The sequence below is a fragment of the Streptomyces sp. NRRL B-24484 genome, from assembly GCF_000717715.1.
GTDB lineage: Bacteria > Actinomycetota > Actinomycetes > Streptomycetales > Streptomycetaceae > Kitasatospora.
Genome location: NZ_JOAI01000012.1, coordinates 124088 through 140736 on the forward strand (window position 1 = coordinate 124088; position 16649 = coordinate 140736).

The following is a 16649-nucleotide window of genomic DNA, read 5'->3' on the forward strand; positions in this document are numbered from 1 at the left end:
GGTGGGTGAGGGCGACTCCGGTGGGTGAGGGCGGCCCGGGGCCTGTCAGCGGGGGCGGGTCACGTAGAAGGCGACGGCCGAGGCGGCTGCCACGTTGAGCGAGTCCACGCCGGCGTCCATCGGGATGCGGACGTGCTCGTCGGCGGCGGCGAGCGTCCGGCGGGCGAGCCCGTCGCCCTCGGTGCCGAAGACCAGGGCGAGCCGCTCGGCGTCGCGGGCGGCCAGCTCGTCCAGGGTGATCGCCTTCTCGCTGAGGCAGAGCGCCGCGACGGTGAAGCCGGCCGATCGGAGCGTCTCGATGTCCGTCGGCCAGGAGTCCAGCCGGGTCCACGGCACGTGGAACACCGCTCCCATGGAGACCTTCACCGAGCGGCGGTAGTACGGGTCCGCGCAGCGCGGGGTGAGCAGGACGGTGTCCACGCCGAGGGCGGCGGCGTTGCGGAAGGCCGCACCGATGTTGGCGTGGTCGACGATGTCCTCGAAGACGGCGACCCGGCGGGCCGGGCCGAGGAGGTCCGTGAGGGCGGGCAGCGGGCGGCGCTCCATGGCGGCGAGGGCGCCCCGGTGCACGTGGTAGCCGGTCACCTGCTCGGCGAGGGCGGGCTCGACGACGTGGACGGGGGCCTCGGCCTGCGCGATGACGTCGGCCATCACCTCCAGCCACTTGGGGGTGAGGAGCATCGACCGCATGCGGTAGCCGGCGTCGACCGCACGGCGGATCACCTTCTCGCCCTCGGCGATGAAGAGGCCCTCGGCGGGCTCGCGGCGGCGGCGGAGTTCGACGTCGGTCAGGCCGGTGTAGTCGGCGAGGCAGGGGTCGGCGGGGTCGGTGACGGTACGGGGTTCGGACACGGGGTCGATCCTGCCGGGTGGGGGCGGGCGGGGCCAAACCGGCCTGCGGCGGAGCAGGGGTCGGCCTGTGCTGCCGTGGGTGCCCGATCCCGGGGTGGCGCGGTTCTCCCCCGGCCTTCGGCCGGGGGGTGCCCCCACGCGGCCCCGGGGTACCCGTATGTCACCTGCGGAGGTCTCAGGGGCGGAGGTGGGTGTTGAGGCGGGCGGCTTGGCGGGTGAGGTGGTTGCGTTCGGCGAGGTTGGGGGCGTGGTGGGCGGCCTCGGCGTAGAGACGGGCCGCGGTGGGGAGGTCGCCGGCGCGTTCGTGGAGGTGGGCGGCGACGGCCGTGTGGCGGGGCAGTGCGGGGTCGAGGGCGGCGAGCGCCGCGAGTCCGGCGTGCGGTCCGTCGGCCTCGCCGACGGCGACCGCGCGGTTGAGCCGGACGACCGGGCTGTCGGTCAGCCGGGCGAGCTCGTCGTACCACTCGACGATCTGCACCCAGTCGGTCTCCTCCGCGGTGAGCGCGTCGGCGTGCAGGGCCGCGATGGCCGCCTGGGCCTGGAACTCGCCCAGCCGGTCGCGGGCGAGGGCGGCCTGCAGGATCCCGATGCCCTCGGCGGCGGCCCGGGTGTCCCATCGGTGGCGGTCCTGTTCGGCGAGCGGGACGAGGCTGCCGTCGGGGGCGGTCCGGGCGGCGCGGCGGGCGTGGTGGAGCAGCATGAGGGCGAGCAGTCCCGCCACCTCGGGGTGGTCGACGGCGGAGGAGAGCTGCCGGGTGAGCCGGATGGCCTCGGCGGCGAGGTCGACGTCCCCGGAGTAGCCCTCGTTGAAGACCAGGTAGAGGGTGCGGAGCACGGTGGCGACGTCGCCGGGCCGGTCGAGCCGGACGCCGGAGACGGTGCGCTTGGCGCGGCTGATGCGCTGCGCCATGGTCGCCTCGGGCACCAGGTAGGCCCGGGCGATCTGGCGGGTGGTCAGTCCGCCGACGGCGCGCAGGGTGAGCGCGACCGCCGAGGCGGGGGTCAGCGAGGGGTGGGCGCACAGGAAGTAGAGCTGGAGCGTGTCGTCCGCCGCGGGTGCGGGGCCGGGTGGCGGTTCCTCGTCGACACGGTCCTCGCGGCGGCGGCGGGCCGCGTCGGACCGGGTCGCGTCGAGGAACTTGCGCCAGGCCGCGGTGACCAGCCAGCCCTTCGGGTCCCGCGGCGGGTCGGCGGGCCAGACGCGGACGGCTTCGACCAGGGCGTCCTGGACGGCGTCCTCGGCCGCCGCGAAGTCGGCTCCGCGGCGGACGAGGACGCCGAGCACGCTCGGTGTGAGGCTCCTGAGCAGGGACTCGTCCATCGGCGAGGTCACTCGGTGACGGTCGGCGGCTCGGTCAGGAACGGGCGCAGCTCCAGCCACTCGTGGATCGGCCGGCCGCCCGCGCCGGGCGCGGCGGACAGTTCTCCGGCGAGTTCGACGGCGCGGTCGTAGCTGTCGACGTCGATCACCATCCAGCCGGCGATGAGGTCCTTGGTCTCGGCGAACGGGCCGTCGGTGACCGGGGGCCGGCCCTCGCCGTCGTAGCGGACGAAGGTGCCCTCGGGGGCGAGCGCCTGGCCGTCGACGAACTCGCCGCTCTTCTCCAGCCGGGCCGCGAAGTCCTGCATGTACTGCACGTGGGCGGAGACCTCTTCGGGCGTCCAGTGCTCCATCGGGACGTTGTTCACCGGGTCCGGGGCGCCGCGGTAGTGCTTGAGCAGCAGGTACTTGGCCATGGTGGGTCTCCTCGGTGCTGTGCGACCCATTGTGGTCGCGTTCACCCCGGGGACGGAGCCGGTCGCGGATTCTCGACACCGTCGGCGGAGATTCCTTCGAGACCGGTCGGGGAAAGCACCGCGGCCCCGACCCCGGGCGGGTCGGGGCCGCGGATTCCGCGTTCGGCCGTCAGTGGGCGAGGACGTTGACGACGTCGCCGATGACGATGACGGCCGGGGGCTTGATCTGCTCGGCGTCGACGGTGTCGCCGACCGTGGCGAGGGTGGCGTCGACGCGGCGCTGGCCGGCGGTGGTGCCCTCCTGGACGACGGCGACGGGGGTGTCGGCGGGCCGGCCGCACTCGATCAGCTTCGCCGCGATCGCGCCGATCTTGTCGACCGCCATCAGCAGCACCAGGGTGCCGGTCATCCGGGCGGCGGCGTCCCAGTTGGTGAGCGAGCGCTCGTCCGGGCCGACGTGGCCGGAGATCACGGTGAACTCGTGCGTCATGCCACGGTGGGTGACCGGGATGCCGGCGGCGGCCGGGACGCTGATCGAGCTGGAGATGCCGGGGACGACGGTGACCGGCAGCCCGGCCTCCACGCAGGCGAGCAGTTCCTCGCCGCCGCGGCCGAAGACGTACGGGTCGCCGCCCTTGAGGCGGACCACGAACTTGCCGGCCTTGGCGTGCTCGATCAGGGTCCGGTTGATCGCCTCCTGGGCCATGTAGCGGCCGTAGGGGATCTTGGAGGCGTCGATGACCTCGACGTGCGGCGGGAGTTCGGCGAGCAGCTCGCGCGGGGCGAGGCGGTCGGCGACCACCACGTCGGCGTCGGCGAGCAGCCGGCGGCCGCGGACGGTGATCAGGTCCGGGTCGCCGGGGCCGCCGCCGACCAGGGCGACGCCCGGGGTGCGCTCGCGGTACTGGCGGGCGGCCAGCGAGCCGTCCCGCAGGCCGTCGACGATGGCGTTGCGCAGGCCGGCGGAGTGCCGGGGGTCGCCGGTGAGGACGGCGACGGTGGCGCCGCCGTCGCGGCCGCTGGCCGGGGTCCAGGCGGTGGCGGCGGAGGCGTCGTCGCTGCGGGCGCAGAAGACCCGCAGCCGCTCGGCCTCGGCGGACACCGCGGTGTTCACCCCGGGGTCGTCGGTGGCGACCAGCGCGTACCAGGTGTCGGCGAGGTCACCGTCGGTGTAGCGGCGCTCGTGCCAGGTGATCTCGCCCGCGTCGGCCATCGCGTGCACGGCCGGCGTGGTGGACGGGGATATCAGGTGGATGTCGGCGCCGGAGGCGATGAGGGCGGGCAGCCGGCGCTGGGCGACCTGGCCGCCGCCGACCACGACCACGCGCCGGCCGGTGAGGAGCAGACCGACCGGGTAGGGGGTGAGGCCCTCGGTGCTGGGGTGGGGTGCGGGCGCGTTCATGGGCGGGGCTCCTGGGTGGCGGAGGTACGGGGACGGCGCGAACCCCGCCCGCACCGGCGCGCCCTCGGGCCGGTGCGGGCGGGGCCGGGAGGCTCAGGCCTTCTCGGTGACCCCGGCGGAGTCGAAGGTGGCTACATCGTGCATCGCCCGGGCGGCGCTCTGCACCAGCGGCAGGGCCAGCAGGGCGCCGGTGCCCTCGCCGAGGCGCAGGTCCAGGTCGATCAGCGGGCGCAGGCCGAGCTTGGCGAGCGCGGCCTGGTGGCCCGGCTCGGCCGAGCGGTGGCCGGCGATGCAGGCGGCGAGCGCCTCCGGCGCGATCGCCTTGGCGACCAGGGCCGCGGAGCCGGCGATCACGCCGTCCAGGATGACCGGGGTGCGCAGCGAGGCGGCGCCCAGCAGGAAGCCGGCGATGGCGGCGTGCTCCAGGCCGCCGACCGCGGCGAGGACGCCGATCGGGTCGGCCGCGTCCGGCTGGTGCAGGGCGAGCGCTGCGCGCACGACCTCGACCTTGCGGGCGTGGGTGGCGTCGTCGATGCCGGTGCCGCGGCCGGTGACCTCGGCCGGATCGGTGCCGGTGAAGACGGCGATCAGGGCGGCGGAGGCGGTGGTGTTGGCGATGCCCATGTCGCCGGTGATCAGCACCTTGTTGCCGGCCGCTACCAGGTCGCGGGCGGTCTCGATGCCGACCTCGATCGCCTGGACGGCCTCCTCCCGGCTCATCGCCGGGCCCTGGGTCATGTCGTCGGTGCCGGCCTTGACCTTGCGCGGCAGCAGGCCGGTGGTGCGGCCCTGCTGGATCGCCTCCGGCAGGTCGGCCTTGACGCCGACGTCGACCACGCAGACCTCGGCGCCGACCTGGGCGGCGAAGGCGTTGACCACCGCGCCTCCGGCGAGGAAGTTCGCGACCATCTGGCCGGTGACCTCCTGCGGCCAGGGGGTGACGCCCTGGGCGTGCACACCGTGGTCGCCGGCGAAGATCGCCACGCAGCCGGGCTCGGGGATCGGCGGCGGGCACTTGCGGGCGAGGCCGCTCAGCTGCGCGGCGATGATCTCCAGCACGCCGAGCGAGCCGGCCGGCTTGGTCATCCGCTTCTGGCGGTCCCAGGCGTCGCCGAGGGACTTGGCGTCCAGCGGGCGGATGCCGCGCAGGGTGTCGGCGAGCAGGCTGTGCGGCTCCTCGCCGGGCAGCGCGCGGTTGCCGTACTGCTCCTCGTGGACGACCCAGGAGAGCGGGCGCTTCTTGGCCCAGCCCTGCTGCTGCAGCTCGGGCTCGTCGGGGAACGCGTCGACGTAGCCGACGCACAGGTAGGCGACGACCTCCAGGTGCTCGGGCAGGCCGAGCTCGCGGACCATCTCGTCCTCGTCGAAGAAGCTCACCCAGCCGACGCCGAGGCCCTCGGCACGGGCGGCCAGCCAGAGGTTCTCGACGGCGAGCGCGGCCGAGTACGGGGCCATCTGCGGCTGGGTGTGCCGGCCGAGGGTGTGCCGGCCGCCGCGGGTGCGGTCGGCGGTCACCACGATGTTGACCGGCGTCTCGAGGATCGCCTCGATCTTGATTTCCTTGAACTGCTTCGCCCGGCCCTTGGGCAGCGAGTCGGCGTACGCGTCGCGCTGGCGCTGGGCGAGCTCGTGCATCTTCCGCCGGGTCTTGCGGGAGCGGATGACGACGAAGTCCCAGGGCTGCGAGTAGCCGACGCTGGGGGCGGTGTGGGCCGCCTCCAGGACGCGCAGCAGCACCTCGTGCGGGATCGCGTCGGGGCGGAAGCCGTTGCGGATGTCGCGGCGCTCGCGGATGACCTGGTGGACGGCCTCGCGAGCGGCGTCGTCCAGGCCGGGGGCGGCAGGCGGGCGCTCCTCGGAGTCGACGGACTCCGCAGCCGCCTCGGCGGACTCGGCGGCGACCGGCTCGGCCGGCTGCTCGGGCACTGCGATTCCGGTCTCGACGGCGGTCTCGACGGCGATGGACTCCACGGGGACGGCCTCCACGGGTGCGGACTCGGCCGCGGCGGACTGTTCGGCGGCCGGCTGCTCGGTCTCCGCGGCCGCGTCGACGGCGGACTCGTCGACGGCCGGCAGGTCGGCGACGGGCCGCTCGGGGGTGGCCTGGTCGGAGACGGGCCGCTCGGGGGTGGGCTGGTCGGAGACGGGCTGCTCGACGGCCTGCTCCGGCGCGGCCTCGATCTCGGCGGCCTCGGTGGCGACGGCCTCCACGGAGGCGGACTCCGGGGCGACGGCCTCTACGGCCGGCTCGACGGCCACCGGCTGCGGCTCCTCGGCGGCCACCGGCTCGGTGGCCGGGGCCTCCTCGGCGGGGGCGGCCTGAGCCTCGGCGGCCTCCTCGGCCGGCACGGTCCCGGCGGCCACCACGGGCTGCTCGCCGATCTGCTCGCCGGCCTGCTCGGCGGCCGGCTGCCCGGTCTCCGCGGCCGGGGCGGCCTGCGCCTCCTCCACGGGGGCGGGCTGCTCTGCGGTCGCCGGTTCCTCGGTGACGACGGCCACCGGCTCGGTGGGCTGCTCGGGCGCGGGCTGCTCGGGCGCGGCCGGCTGCTGGACGGTCTCCTGCACCTCCGCGGCCTCCGGCGCGACGGGCTGCAGCTCGGGCAGACCGTGCTGCGGGGCCGGGTCGGCGAGGAAGGCGGCGATGCGGCGCGGGGCGCCACCGGGCTGCGCGGGGATGGCGGCCTGGACGGCGTCGGCGGGCTGCGCGGCGGGTGCGGGCTCGACCGCGACGGCGACGGCCTGCGGCGTGGCCACGGTCTCGGCGGGCTGCTCGGCCGCGGGCTGCTCGACGGGGGCGACCGGTTCGGCCACGGGCTCCAGCGCGATCGGCGCGGCAGCGACCGCCTCGACGGCGACGGGCTGTTCAGCCGTCGGCTGCTCGGCCGGCTGCTCGACGACCGGCTGCTCGACGGTCGCGGCGGCGGCCTCCACGGGAACGCCCGCGGGCTGCCCGACGGGCTGCGCGACCGCGACCGGCTCGACGAAGACGGCGGCCGGCACGGGCTGCGGCTGGACGAGCTGGACGAGCTGCTCCGGAGCGGGCGCAGGGGCGGGGACGGTGGCGACCGGCACCCCGTGGGCGGGCGTGCCGCCGGGGACGGGGACGGCGGAGGGACCGCGGTCGGCCAGCGAACGGACCGGCACCTGACCGGTCATCAGCGACGCGTCGGGGATCGGCGGGCCCGCGTGCAGCGGGCGGCGCACGGTCTGGGCCGGCTGCTCGGCGGTCGGGGCGAGCGGCGGCACGCCGAACGGCGCGGCCGTCTCCTGGACGGGCGCGGCCTGCGCGAACGCGCCGGGAGCGGCCGGCGCGTCGCCGAGCGGCTCGGCGCCGGCGGGCTGCAGGTCGCCGGGGGTCAGGCCGGGCGGGTTGAGCGGCGGCCAGGACGGCTCGACGGGGACGCCCGGGGGCTGCTCGGCGCCCGGCACGGCGCTCTCCTCGACGGTGCGCAGCGCCATGGTGTCGACCACCGGCGCGCCCTGGGCGGGCTGCCCGGCGGGCACGGCGGCGACCGGCTCCACCGCGATCGGCGCAGCGGCGGCGGTCGGCTCGACGGCGCTCGCCTCGACGAGCACGGTCTCGACGGCGCCGTGCAGCGCGTCGCCCCAGGCGCCCTGCGGGCCGGGCATCAGCAGGACGTCCTCGTCGTCGTCCAGCTGGTCCGGCTGGTCGAGGAAGGTGAAGGACGGCCGGTGGCCGCCCTGCCAGGTGTCGGTGCCGAGGGGGACGCTGCCGGCCGCGACGGCCTCGATGGGCGCGGTCAGCGGGTCGACGCCGGCCAGGTGGGCCGGTGCGCCCGCGCCGTGCCCGTTCGGGGGCACGACCGAGCCATCGCTCGGGAGGTGGCCGCCATCGGTCATGTCCAAAGCTCCTTCCAGGCCGCTTTCGCGTCCTCGGCGACGCGATCGCCGACCGCTGCCACCCCTGCCCGCCACCCGTCCCGGGTGGCGCGCCATCAGAATTAACGACTAGCCGGGGCATCCGGCACGTCCGCGTCGGGCCCCGACGCATTCTCCCGGCCCGGCGGGTGCCGCGTCGAATGTCCGCGGACTTCGCCCCTGGCGATTGCGGCACGTCGCCGGGCACCGTCCGTACCGGATGGGCACGGTGCACCGATCGCCGTGCGCAACCAGGACGCCACCCTATCGGTCGGCGCCGACGGGCTCTCGAATCGGTGTCCGGATGCGACGGGGATCACCCACCGCGGTCCGCCGGTTGTCCACCATACGGACTGTCAGGGGGCGAGCCCGCCCCAGAGGACGACGGTCTGCTCACCGGGTCCGAGGGCGAGTCCGGCCGGGCCGCCGGGGCGGGGCGCGAGCGGGGCGGCCTGGAGCAGCGTGCCCTCGACCCGGTAGCCGGCGGCCGCGGCGGCCTCCCGGATCTCCTCGGCCTCGGCCAGGGTGTGCGCGACGGCGACCAGGCGCTCGGGACGGCGCGCGAGCACCGCGCGCACCACCTGTGCGCCGCCGTGCTCCACTGCGACCGCGTCGGGTTCGGGCAGTCCGCCGAGCACGTCCGGTCCCGCGCCGTGCACCACGTCGACCTCGGCCCCGTACCGGCGGGCGTTGACGCCGATCCGGGCGCAGGCGGCGCTGTCCTCCTCGACCGCGACCACGGCTGCGCCGAAGCGCGCGATCTCGACGGCGAGCGCGCCGCTGCCGGCGCCGACCGTCCAGACCAGGTCGCCGGGGACGGGCCCGAGCCGGGCGGCGGCCAGCGCGCGGACGTGCGGGGGCAACGCCCGCCCGCCGTCGGCGGGGCGGCCGCCGGTCTCGGGACCGGTGTACGACTCGGTGGGCAGCGCCCAGCCGCGGTCGACGCCGGGGAAGCCCACCGGGCGGCCGGCCAGCCAGCCGGCGGCCTCGCCGCTGCTCTGCGGGGAGCCGCCGATCACCAGGACGACGCTGGGGTCGCGCCAGTCGTGGTCGGGCACCCGGTCGGAGGTGAGGACGGTGACGTCCTCCTCGGGGGTGCCGAGCGCCTCGCAGACCACGAAGGTGCGGTGCACGCCGCGCAGCATCAGGGCGAGTTCGCTGGGGCCGGCGTCGGCGGTGGTGAGGACGGCGACCTTGGGGTGGGCCCGGCAGACGTTGGCGGCCCGGCGCAGCCGTCCGCCGTGCGCGGAGACGACCTGGGCGTCCTCCCAGGGCATGCCGGCGCGGGCGAAGGCCGCGGCGACCGAGGAGACGGCCGGCAGCACTTCGAGTTCGAGCCCGTACTCGGGCCGGCGGAGGGTGCGGACGACGCCGAAGAAGCCGGGGTCGCCCTCGGCGACCACCACGGCGGTGCCGCGGTGGTCGGCGATCCTCCGGGCGGCGGACTGCACGCTGCCGAGTGCGATGCGTTCGGCGGCCGCCGGCACCGGCAGTGCGGCGAGTTGGTAGGGGGCCCCCGCGACCAGGGTCGCCCCGGCGAGCGCAGTGGCGGCCGCCTCCGTGAGCGGTGTGCCGTCCCACCCGATGACCGTGATCCGGTCAGCCATCTGCGGCTGTTCTCCCTCGCCCGAAATCCGCCCCTGTGCCGGACGGCGTCGCCGCGCGTCCAGGACGAGAGGCTACCGGTTCGAACGGGCCGGCCGGGCATCGCCGTCCCGGTGGCGGGTGGCGGGTGGCCGGAGACGTGTGGCCGGTGGCGGTCAGTCGTGGAGGACGTAGCGCTGCTCGGCGAGTCCGCCGGTCTGCGGCGCGTCGAGGTCCTCGGGGAGCAGGCCCCAGAGGATCAGGTCGGTGCGTGCGTCGGGTGCGCCGTGCTGGTCCGGCTCCTCGCCCCGGACTATGCCGGCGCTGCGCAGCACGCCCTCGCTGATCGCGCCGGTCTTCTGGGCGACCTGCTGGGCGGCGATGTTGCCGGCGGCGGTGCGCAGCTCCAGGCGGAGGAAGCCGCGGTCCTCGAAGAGCCACTGGGCCACGCCGAGGACGGCCTCCGGGGCGTATCCCTCGCCGCGGGCCCAGGCGGCGGTGATGAAGCCGATCTCGGTGGAGCGCAGCCGCCAGTCGGTGCAGCGGAGGTCGACCAGGCCGACCAGGCGCTGGGTCAGGTGTTCGGCGACGGCGAAGACGATGCCGCCGCCCTCGGCGCGGCGGCCCGGGGCGAGGACGCGGATCAGGTGCCGGGCGTGCGCCTCGGTGAACGGCGAGGGCAGGGCCGTCCACGTGTGCACCTGCTCGTCGGAGGCGAGGGCGGTCAGGCCCGCGGTGTCGCCGTCGTCGAGCGGGCGCAGCAACAGCCGTTCCGTGCTGATGGCCGTCTCGGGGAAGCTCGCTGCCATGCCGTCTCTCCTCGCCGGGTCGTGGACACACCGTACGCCCCGCCTCTCTCCGGGCGTGCCAGGGTACCTGCAATCCGGCGACGGGCCGTCAGATCGCCCGCCGACGGGGGCCCGGTGGGTGCACACTGCGCGGCCGGGCCCCGGCCGCGGGTGCGGCGGGGCCCGGCCGGGGCGTCGGCGGCGGGGATCAGAAGGCGGGGACCACCGAGCCGTTGAAGGTGTCCTGGATGTACTTCTTGACCTCGGGGGAGTGCAGCAGCTGGGCGAGCTTCTGGACCCGCGGGTCGTTCTCGTGGCCCTTCTTGACGGCGAGGATGTTGGCGTACGGGTTGCCCTCGGCCTTCTCCAGGACGACGGCGTCGGTGGCGGGCTTGAGGCCGGAGTCGAGGGCGTAGTTGCCGTTGACGACGGCGGCGTCGAGGTCTCCGAGGGAGCGCGGCAGCTGGGCCGCCTCCAGCTCCTTGAACTTGAGGTTCTTGGGGTTGGTGGCGATGTCCTGGACGGTCGCGGTGGTGCCGGCGCCGGACTTGAGGGTGATCACGCCGTTGGCGGCGAGCAGCTGCAGCGCGCGGCCCTCGTTGGTGGCGTCGTTGGGGACGCCGACCTCGGCGCCGTCCTTCAGCTCCGCGACGGACTTGACCTTCTTGGAGTAGAGGCCGAGCGGCTCCAGGTGGACGGCCTCGACGGAGACGACGTCGGTGCCGTTCTTCTTGTTGAAGTCGTCGAGGTACGGAACGTGCTGGAAGTAGTTGGCGTCGGCCGAGCCGTCCTGCACCGCGGTGTTGGGGGTCACGTAGTCGGTGACCACCTTGACGTCGAGCTTGAGCCCGGCCTTGTCGGCGAGGTTCTTCTTGACGTAGTCGAGGATCTGGGCGTGCGGGGTGGGGCTGGCGACGACGGTCAGCGTCTTGTTCGGGTCGGCGCTCGCCCCGGAGGACGAGGAACCGTCGCTGCCGCAGGCGGCGAGGGTGAGGGCGACGCCGGCGGTGGCGAGGACGCTGGTGAACTTCAGGACGTTACGCACGAAAAGTGCCTTTCTCCGGTGGTGCGGTGGTCGGCGGGCCGTCGCGGACGGCCGCCGGGGTGCGGGCCGGGGTCTCCGGCCGCGGGTCTGGGTCAGCGGGTGGAGGCGGGTTCCGCCTCCGCCTCGCCGGGGAGGCCGACGGCTTCGGGGCGGAACCGCCTCGGGGCGGCGCCGCGGTGGCTGAGCCGGCGGACGAAGAAGTCGCCGATCAGCTGGAGGGCGGTGACGATGACGACGAGCTCGGCGATGATCACCCACATGAAGCCGGTCTCGAAGCGCAGGTAGCCGTAGCGGACGGCGAGGTCGCCGAGGCCGCCGCCGCCGACCACGCCGGCCATCGCCGAGTAGCCGATCAGTGCGATGACCGTGGTGGTGGCGGAGGCCACCAGGGCGGGCAGCGACTCGGGCAGCAGGGTCTTGCGGACGATGGTGGCGGTGGAGCCGCCCATCGACTGGACGGCTTCGACCAGGCCGCCGTCCACCTCGCGGACGGCCGTCTCGACGAGCCGGGCGAAGAACGGGATGGCGCCGATGGTGAGCGGCACGGTGGCGGCCTGCCAGCCGATGGTGGTGCCGGCGATCGCCTTGGTGACGCCCTGCAGCGCGACCATGAGGATGATGAACGGCAGCGAGCGGCCGATGTTGACGATCGCGCCGAGCACCCGGTTGAAGCCCGGGTGCTGCAGCAGGCCGCCCTTGTCGGTCAGCACCAGCAGGACGCCGAGCGGCAGTCCGAGCAGCACGGTGGCGACCGAGGAGACGCCGACCATCTGGAGCGTCTCCCAGGTGGCGGGCCACAGGAGTTCCTGCATCTGGTCCCAGGTCATGCTGCGGCCCCCTCGGCGGGTGCGCCCGGGGCGACGAGGTCGACCTGGAGGCCCTGCTCGCGCAGGAAGCCGATCGGGACGACGTTGTCCTGGTGGCCGCCGGGCAGTTCGACCCGCATCCGGCCGACCATCCGGCCGCCGATGGTCTCCACCGCGGCACCGAGGATGTTGATGTCGATCTGGTAGGTGCGGGCGAGCTGGGAGACGAACGGCTGCGCCGGGGTGTCGCCCTGGAAGGTGATCTCGACGACCGTGTGGCCGCTGTGGCCGGAGGCGAACTCGCCGAGCGGGAAGAGGTCGCGGGCGATCCGGGAGTCGCCGTCGGCGAGCAGGTCGGTGAGCGCGCCGGACTCGACGATCCGTCCGCCGCGCATCAGGGCGGCCGAGTCGCAGACGGACTTGATGACGTCCATCTCGTGCGTGATCAGCAGGACGGTCAGGCCGAGCTGCCGGTTGAGGTCGCGCAGCAGGGCGAGGATCGAGCGGGTGGTCTCCGGGTCCAGGGCGCTGGTGGCCTCGTCGGAGAGCAGCACCTTGGGGTCGCCGGCGAGGGCACGGGCGATGCCGACGCGCTGCTTCTGGCCGCCGGAGAGCTGGGCCGGGTAGCTGCGGGCCTTGTCGGCGAGGCCGACCAGGTCGAGCAGCTCGGCGGCCTTGCGGCGGCGGGCGGTGCGGTCGAGGCCGATGATCTCCAGCGGCAGTTCGACGTTCTGCTGGACGGTCCGCGAGGAGAGCAGGTTGAAGTGCTGGAAGACCATGCCGATCCGGCGACGGGCCTCGCGCAGTTCCCGGCCGGCCCGGTTCTCGCCGCCGGGCAGCGCGGTCAGGTCGACGCCGTCCACCGTGACGGTGCCGGTGGTGGGCCGCTCCAGCATGTTCACGCAGCGGATGAGGGTGGACTTGCCGGCGCCGCTGGTGCCGACGACTCCGTAGACCTCGCCCTCCCGGACGTGCAGGTCGACGCCGTCGAGGGCGGTGACCTCTCGGCCTCGTGAGCGGTAGACCTTGGTGAGGCCCTTGGTGGTGATCACGGCTGCTTTCCGTTGGTCGGGGGCGGCGGCCTCGTGGGCCGGGCGCACCGGTGCGTTCGGCGGCGTACGGGGGTACGCCCGATGACGGGGTGGGGGGTGTGGCGTACGCCGATCGTCGCCGTCGGGCCGGGAACGCGCCCGTGGGCGCAGCCCTGACGGGTCATCGGCGATGCGGCGGCTCGGCAGGCGCCGGACGTACGGCGCGGGTACTCGCTTCGGGGCGCGAGGAGGGGAACGAGGGCCCTCAGTGGTGACACATGCGACAGCACATGCGGCGCGCGCCGCCCGGCGCGGTGCCGGTGGGGGTGCATGTCGTGGTCGCAGTCATGTAGACAGTTAAGCAGACCTTCGGACACGATCCCAATAAACAGGAGGTCCGGTCCGGAATGCGGACACGACCCTTGTGCCGCAAGGCCGACGGCGCCCTCCCCCTCCGGGGGCGGGCGCCGTCGGGCGGAGCGGGGCGTCGGGTGGGACCGTCAGGCGGAGACCGCCAGCGGCGCCGCCACGGTCTTGCTCAGCGTCACCAGGGAGAGCCGGCCGGACACCTCGCGGACGCCGGTCTGCCGGTAGCCGTGGCGGGCGTACAGCCGCAGGTTGCCGAGGCTGCGGTGGCCGGTGGAGAGCTCGAAGGCGTAGACCGTGCCGAGGTCCCGCAGGCGCTGCTCGACCGCGTCCAGCAGGCGTCCGCCGAGCCCGTGCCGCTGCATCCGCGGGTGGACCACCAGGCGGCCGATCCGGGCCGTGCCGTCGGCGTCCAGCCGCCCGCGGACGGTGCCGACCACCTCGTCGCCGAGCCGCGCGACGAAGAACGCCTGCTCCCCCAGCTCGGCCCGCAGGCTCTCCAGGCTCTGGGTGAGGGGGTCGATGGACCAGTCGCCGTAGAGCGCGGCCTCGTCCTGGTAGCCGAGGTACTGCAGCTTGAGGATCTGCTCCGCGTCGTCCTGCGTCGCCGGCGAGATGATCACACTCATGCCCATGTGCGGGGTCTCCCCATCGTTAGTGCCCGGTGCGCTGCCGAGGGTGTGCACCGGTGCCCGGCCTGAGGTCCCGGACGGGGATCGGCCCGGCCGGGAAGAGGGTCGAACGGCTCCCGGACGACGGCGCGCCGCTGCGACCGGTCCGCGCACACGCGGTCCGGACCCGACGCCGGGAGAGACGTTCGCCAGCGCTCTACCCCGGCTTCGCCGGGTCTCAACCTTCCGGCTGCCGGACGTGGCGAGCGTCACGTCCTCGACCGTACGCGGTCACTCCCCCGACGGGTCCGCGCGGCGCGCCGCCAGCAGCGACCGCAGGCAGGCCAGACAGCGCGACCGGGTCGGCCCGATCGAGCCCCGCGGAATGCCCGTGCGGGCGGCCAGCTCGGTGTACCGGAGCTCCGGCGACTCGGCGAGCGAGAGCAGCAGCTCGGGGCAGCGGCCGGAGAGCCGGCCCAGCGCCCGGCGGACGGCCCGGCCCAGCTCGGCGGCCAGCAGTTCCTCGTGCGGCCCGCGGCGGGCCACCGGCGGCCGCGGCACCGGAACCTCCCGGGCGGCGGCGCGACGGGCCGTCAGCGCGGCCCGGACGGCCCGGGCCCGCAGCCAGCCGCCCAGGTCCCGGGGCAGTCCCGCCCCGGCCGACCGCTCGGCCGCCTGCAGCCAGACCTCCTGCTCCAGGTCCTCACCGTCCGCCCGGCTCCCGGCCAGCACCGCGAGGAAGGGCGCGAGCTCCCGCCGCAACTCGGCATGGGGCAACCCCGCGAAGCTCCCGCCCGGGTCCGGTTGCGGCGTCCGCCGAGGGAGCGGTGACCCGGCGACGGGAGGTCGGTCGGCCGCACCGGACGCCTGCGGCAGCTCGGGCACGGTCGGGGCGAGGGCCGGCGGGGCGGGGCGCTGCACCGGGGAGGCGGCGCGGGCCTGCGGCGGCGCGGGGGGCTCGGCGGGGCGGGGGTCGGTCACGTCTGCCGCAACGAGCGGGGGAGCGCCGGGTCACCCGGCGCTCCCCCGCGGGGATCGGAGGGCGTGTCAGCCCTGCAGCCACTCCTGCTGGACGGCGAGGTCGGCCTTCACCTCGGCGAGCTGGGTGGCGACGGCGCTCGGCGCGGTGCCGCCCCGGCCGCTGCGGGAGGCGATGGCGCCGTGCACGCTGAGCACCGAGCGGACCTCGGGCGTCAGGTGCTCGGAGATCCCGGCGAACTGCTCGTCCGTCAGGTCGCCCAGCTCGATGCCCTGCTGCTCGCAGGCCTTGACGCAGGCTCCGGCGACCTCGTGCGCGACCCGGAACGGCACGCCCTGCTTGACCAGCCACTCGGCGACGTCGGTGGCCAGCGAGAAGCCGGCGGGGGCCAGCTCCTCCAGCCGCTCGCGGTGGACGGTGAGGGTGGCCATCATGCCGGTGAAGGCCGGCAGCAGGACCTCCAGGGTGTCGCAGGAGTCGAAGACCGGCTCCTTGTCCTCCTGCAGGTCGCGGTTGTACGCGAGCGGCAGCGCCTTGAGGGTGGCGAGCAGGCCGGTGAGGTTGCCGATCAGTCGGCCGGACTTGCCGCGGGCGAGCTCGGCGATGTCCGGGTTCTTCTTCTGCGGCATGATCGAGGAGCCCGTGGAGAAGGCGTCGTGCAGCGTGATGAAGCCGAACTCCTTGGTGTTCCAGATGATCACCTCCTCGGCGATCCGCGAGAGGTTGATCCCGATCATGGCGGTGACGAAGGCGAACTCGGCGACGAAGTCCCGCGAGGCGGTGCCGTCGATGGAGTTGCCGACCGAGCCGCGCTCGAAGCCGAGGTCGGCGGCGACGGCCTGCGGGTCGAGGCCGAGCGAGGAGCCGGCCAGCGCGCCGGAGCCGTACGGGGAGACGGCGGTCCGGACGTCCCACTGGCGCAGCCGCTCGGCGTCCCGGCCGAGGGCCTGCACGTGCGCGAGGACGTGGTGGGCGAAGAGCACCGGCTGGGCGTGCTGGAGGTGGGTGCGGCCAGGCATGGCGGTGTCGGGGTGCGCCTCGGCGAGGCCGACCAGGGCGTGCTGGAGGTCGAGCACCAGGCTGCCGATGATCTTGGCGTGGTCCCGGAGGTACATCCGGAAGAGCGTGGCGATCTGGTCGTTGCGGGACCGGCCGGCCCGCAGCTTGCCGCCGAGGTCGGCGCCGAGCCGCTCCAGCAGGCCGCGCTCCAGCGCGGTGTGCACGTCCTCGTCGGCGATGGTGCCCGTGAAGGCGCCGGACTCGACGTCGGCCAGCAGGCCGTCCAGCCCGGCCAGCATCCCGGCGAGCTCGTCGGCGGTCAGCAGGCCGGCCGTGTGCAGCACGCGGGCGTGCGCCTTGGAGCCGGCGATGTCGTAGGGCGCGAGGCGCCAGTCGAAGTGGACCGAGGCGGAGAGCCTGGCCAGCGCCTCGGAGGGGCCGTCGGCGAAGCGCGCGCCCCAGAGGCGCAGCTCAGGACTGCTGCTGGCGGCGTTCTGGTCGGCGGTCATCGCGTGGGCTCCTTACAGGTGATGGGGGTGGGCCCCGGCCGCGGGGAGAGCGGCCGGGGCC

The 16649-nt window shown here is 75.2% G+C and carries 13 protein-coding genes; all 13 read right to left on the bottom strand.

Going from position 1 to position 16649, the window contains the following annotated elements:
* Positions 1 to 45 precede the first annotated feature (45 nt).
* The 13 genes from IE98_RS0113525 to argH all read right to left on the bottom strand — a co-directional run bounded on the left by IE98_RS0113525 (position 46) and on the right by argH (position 16588).
* Positions 46 to 852: a TrmH family RNA methyltransferase gene (locus IE98_RS0113525; RefSeq protein WP_030268570.1), complete on the bottom strand. Its 807-nt coding sequence runs from the start codon at positions 850 to 852 to the stop codon at positions 46 to 48.
* Between the two features lie 175 nt (positions 853 to 1027).
* The gene (locus tag IE98_RS0113530; protein ID WP_030268571.1) at positions 1028 to 2173 is read right to left on the bottom strand and encodes an RNA polymerase sigma factor; all 1146 of its coding nucleotides are present in this window, start codon (positions 2171 to 2173) and stop codon (positions 1028 to 1030) included.
* An 8-nt stretch (positions 2174 to 2181) separates the two neighbouring features.
* Positions 2182 to 2589, bottom strand: coding sequence for a YciI family protein (locus IE98_RS0113535; protein WP_030268573.1), 408 nt, complete (start codon positions 2587 to 2589; stop codon positions 2182 to 2184).
* 169 nt (positions 2590 to 2758) lie between these two features.
* Positions 2759 to 3991, bottom strand: coding sequence for a uroporphyrinogen-III C-methyltransferase (gene cobA, locus IE98_RS0113540; RefSeq protein ID WP_052390479.1), 1233 nt, complete (start codon positions 3989 to 3991; stop codon positions 2759 to 2761).
* Between the two features lie 93 nt (positions 3992 to 4084).
* Positions 4085 to 7852, bottom strand: coding sequence for a nicotinate-nucleotide--dimethylbenzimidazole phosphoribosyltransferase (cobT, locus tag IE98_RS0113545; RefSeq protein ID WP_078660993.1), 3768 nt, complete (start codon positions 7850 to 7852; stop codon positions 4085 to 4087).
* Between the two features lie 374 nt (positions 7853 to 8226).
* Complete coding sequence (gene cbiE / locus IE98_RS0113550; protein ID WP_030268579.1) at positions 8227 to 9477, bottom strand: precorrin-6y C5,15-methyltransferase (decarboxylating) subunit CbiE; 1251 nt, start codon at positions 9475 to 9477, stop codon at positions 8227 to 8229.
* Between the two features lie 153 nt (positions 9478 to 9630).
* Positions 9631 to 10263: a GNAT family N-acetyltransferase gene (locus IE98_RS0113555; RefSeq protein WP_030268581.1), complete on the bottom strand. Its 633-nt coding sequence runs from the start codon at positions 10261 to 10263 to the stop codon at positions 9631 to 9633.
* A gap of 187 nt (positions 10264 to 10450) precedes the next feature.
* The gene (locus IE98_RS0113560; RefSeq protein ID WP_030268583.1) at positions 10451 to 11287 is read right to left on the bottom strand and encodes a MetQ/NlpA family ABC transporter substrate-binding protein; all 837 of its coding nucleotides are present in this window, start codon (positions 11285 to 11287) and stop codon (positions 10451 to 10453) included.
* 92 nt (positions 11288 to 11379) lie between these two features.
* Positions 11380 to 12114, bottom strand: coding sequence for a methionine ABC transporter permease (locus tag IE98_RS0113565; protein ID WP_078660994.1), 735 nt, complete (start codon positions 12112 to 12114; stop codon positions 11380 to 11382).
* Positions 12111 to 13145: a methionine ABC transporter ATP-binding protein gene (locus IE98_RS0113570; protein WP_030268586.1), complete on the bottom strand. Its 1035-nt coding sequence runs from the start codon at positions 13143 to 13145 to the stop codon at positions 12111 to 12113. Before IE98_RS0113570 ends, IE98_RS0113565 begins: the two co-directional genes overlap by 4 nt.
* 479 nt (positions 13146 to 13624) lie before the next feature.
* Entirely contained in the window at positions 13625 to 14125 is a 501-nt protein-coding gene (locus IE98_RS0113575; RefSeq protein WP_030268589.1) for a GNAT family N-acetyltransferase, read from the bottom strand.
* Positions 14126 to 14392: 267 nt separating this feature from the next.
* On the bottom strand, positions 14393 to 14878 hold the full coding sequence (locus tag IE98_RS0113580; RefSeq protein WP_078661005.1) for an RNA polymerase sigma factor: 486 nt from the start codon (positions 14876 to 14878) through the stop codon (positions 14393 to 14395).
* A 270-nt stretch (positions 14879 to 15148) separates the two neighbouring features.
* Complete coding sequence (gene argH / locus IE98_RS0113585) at positions 15149 to 16588, bottom strand: argininosuccinate lyase (RefSeq protein ID WP_030268593.1); 1440 nt, start codon at positions 16586 to 16588, stop codon at positions 15149 to 15151.
* Positions 16589 to 16649 lie beyond the last annotated feature (61 nt).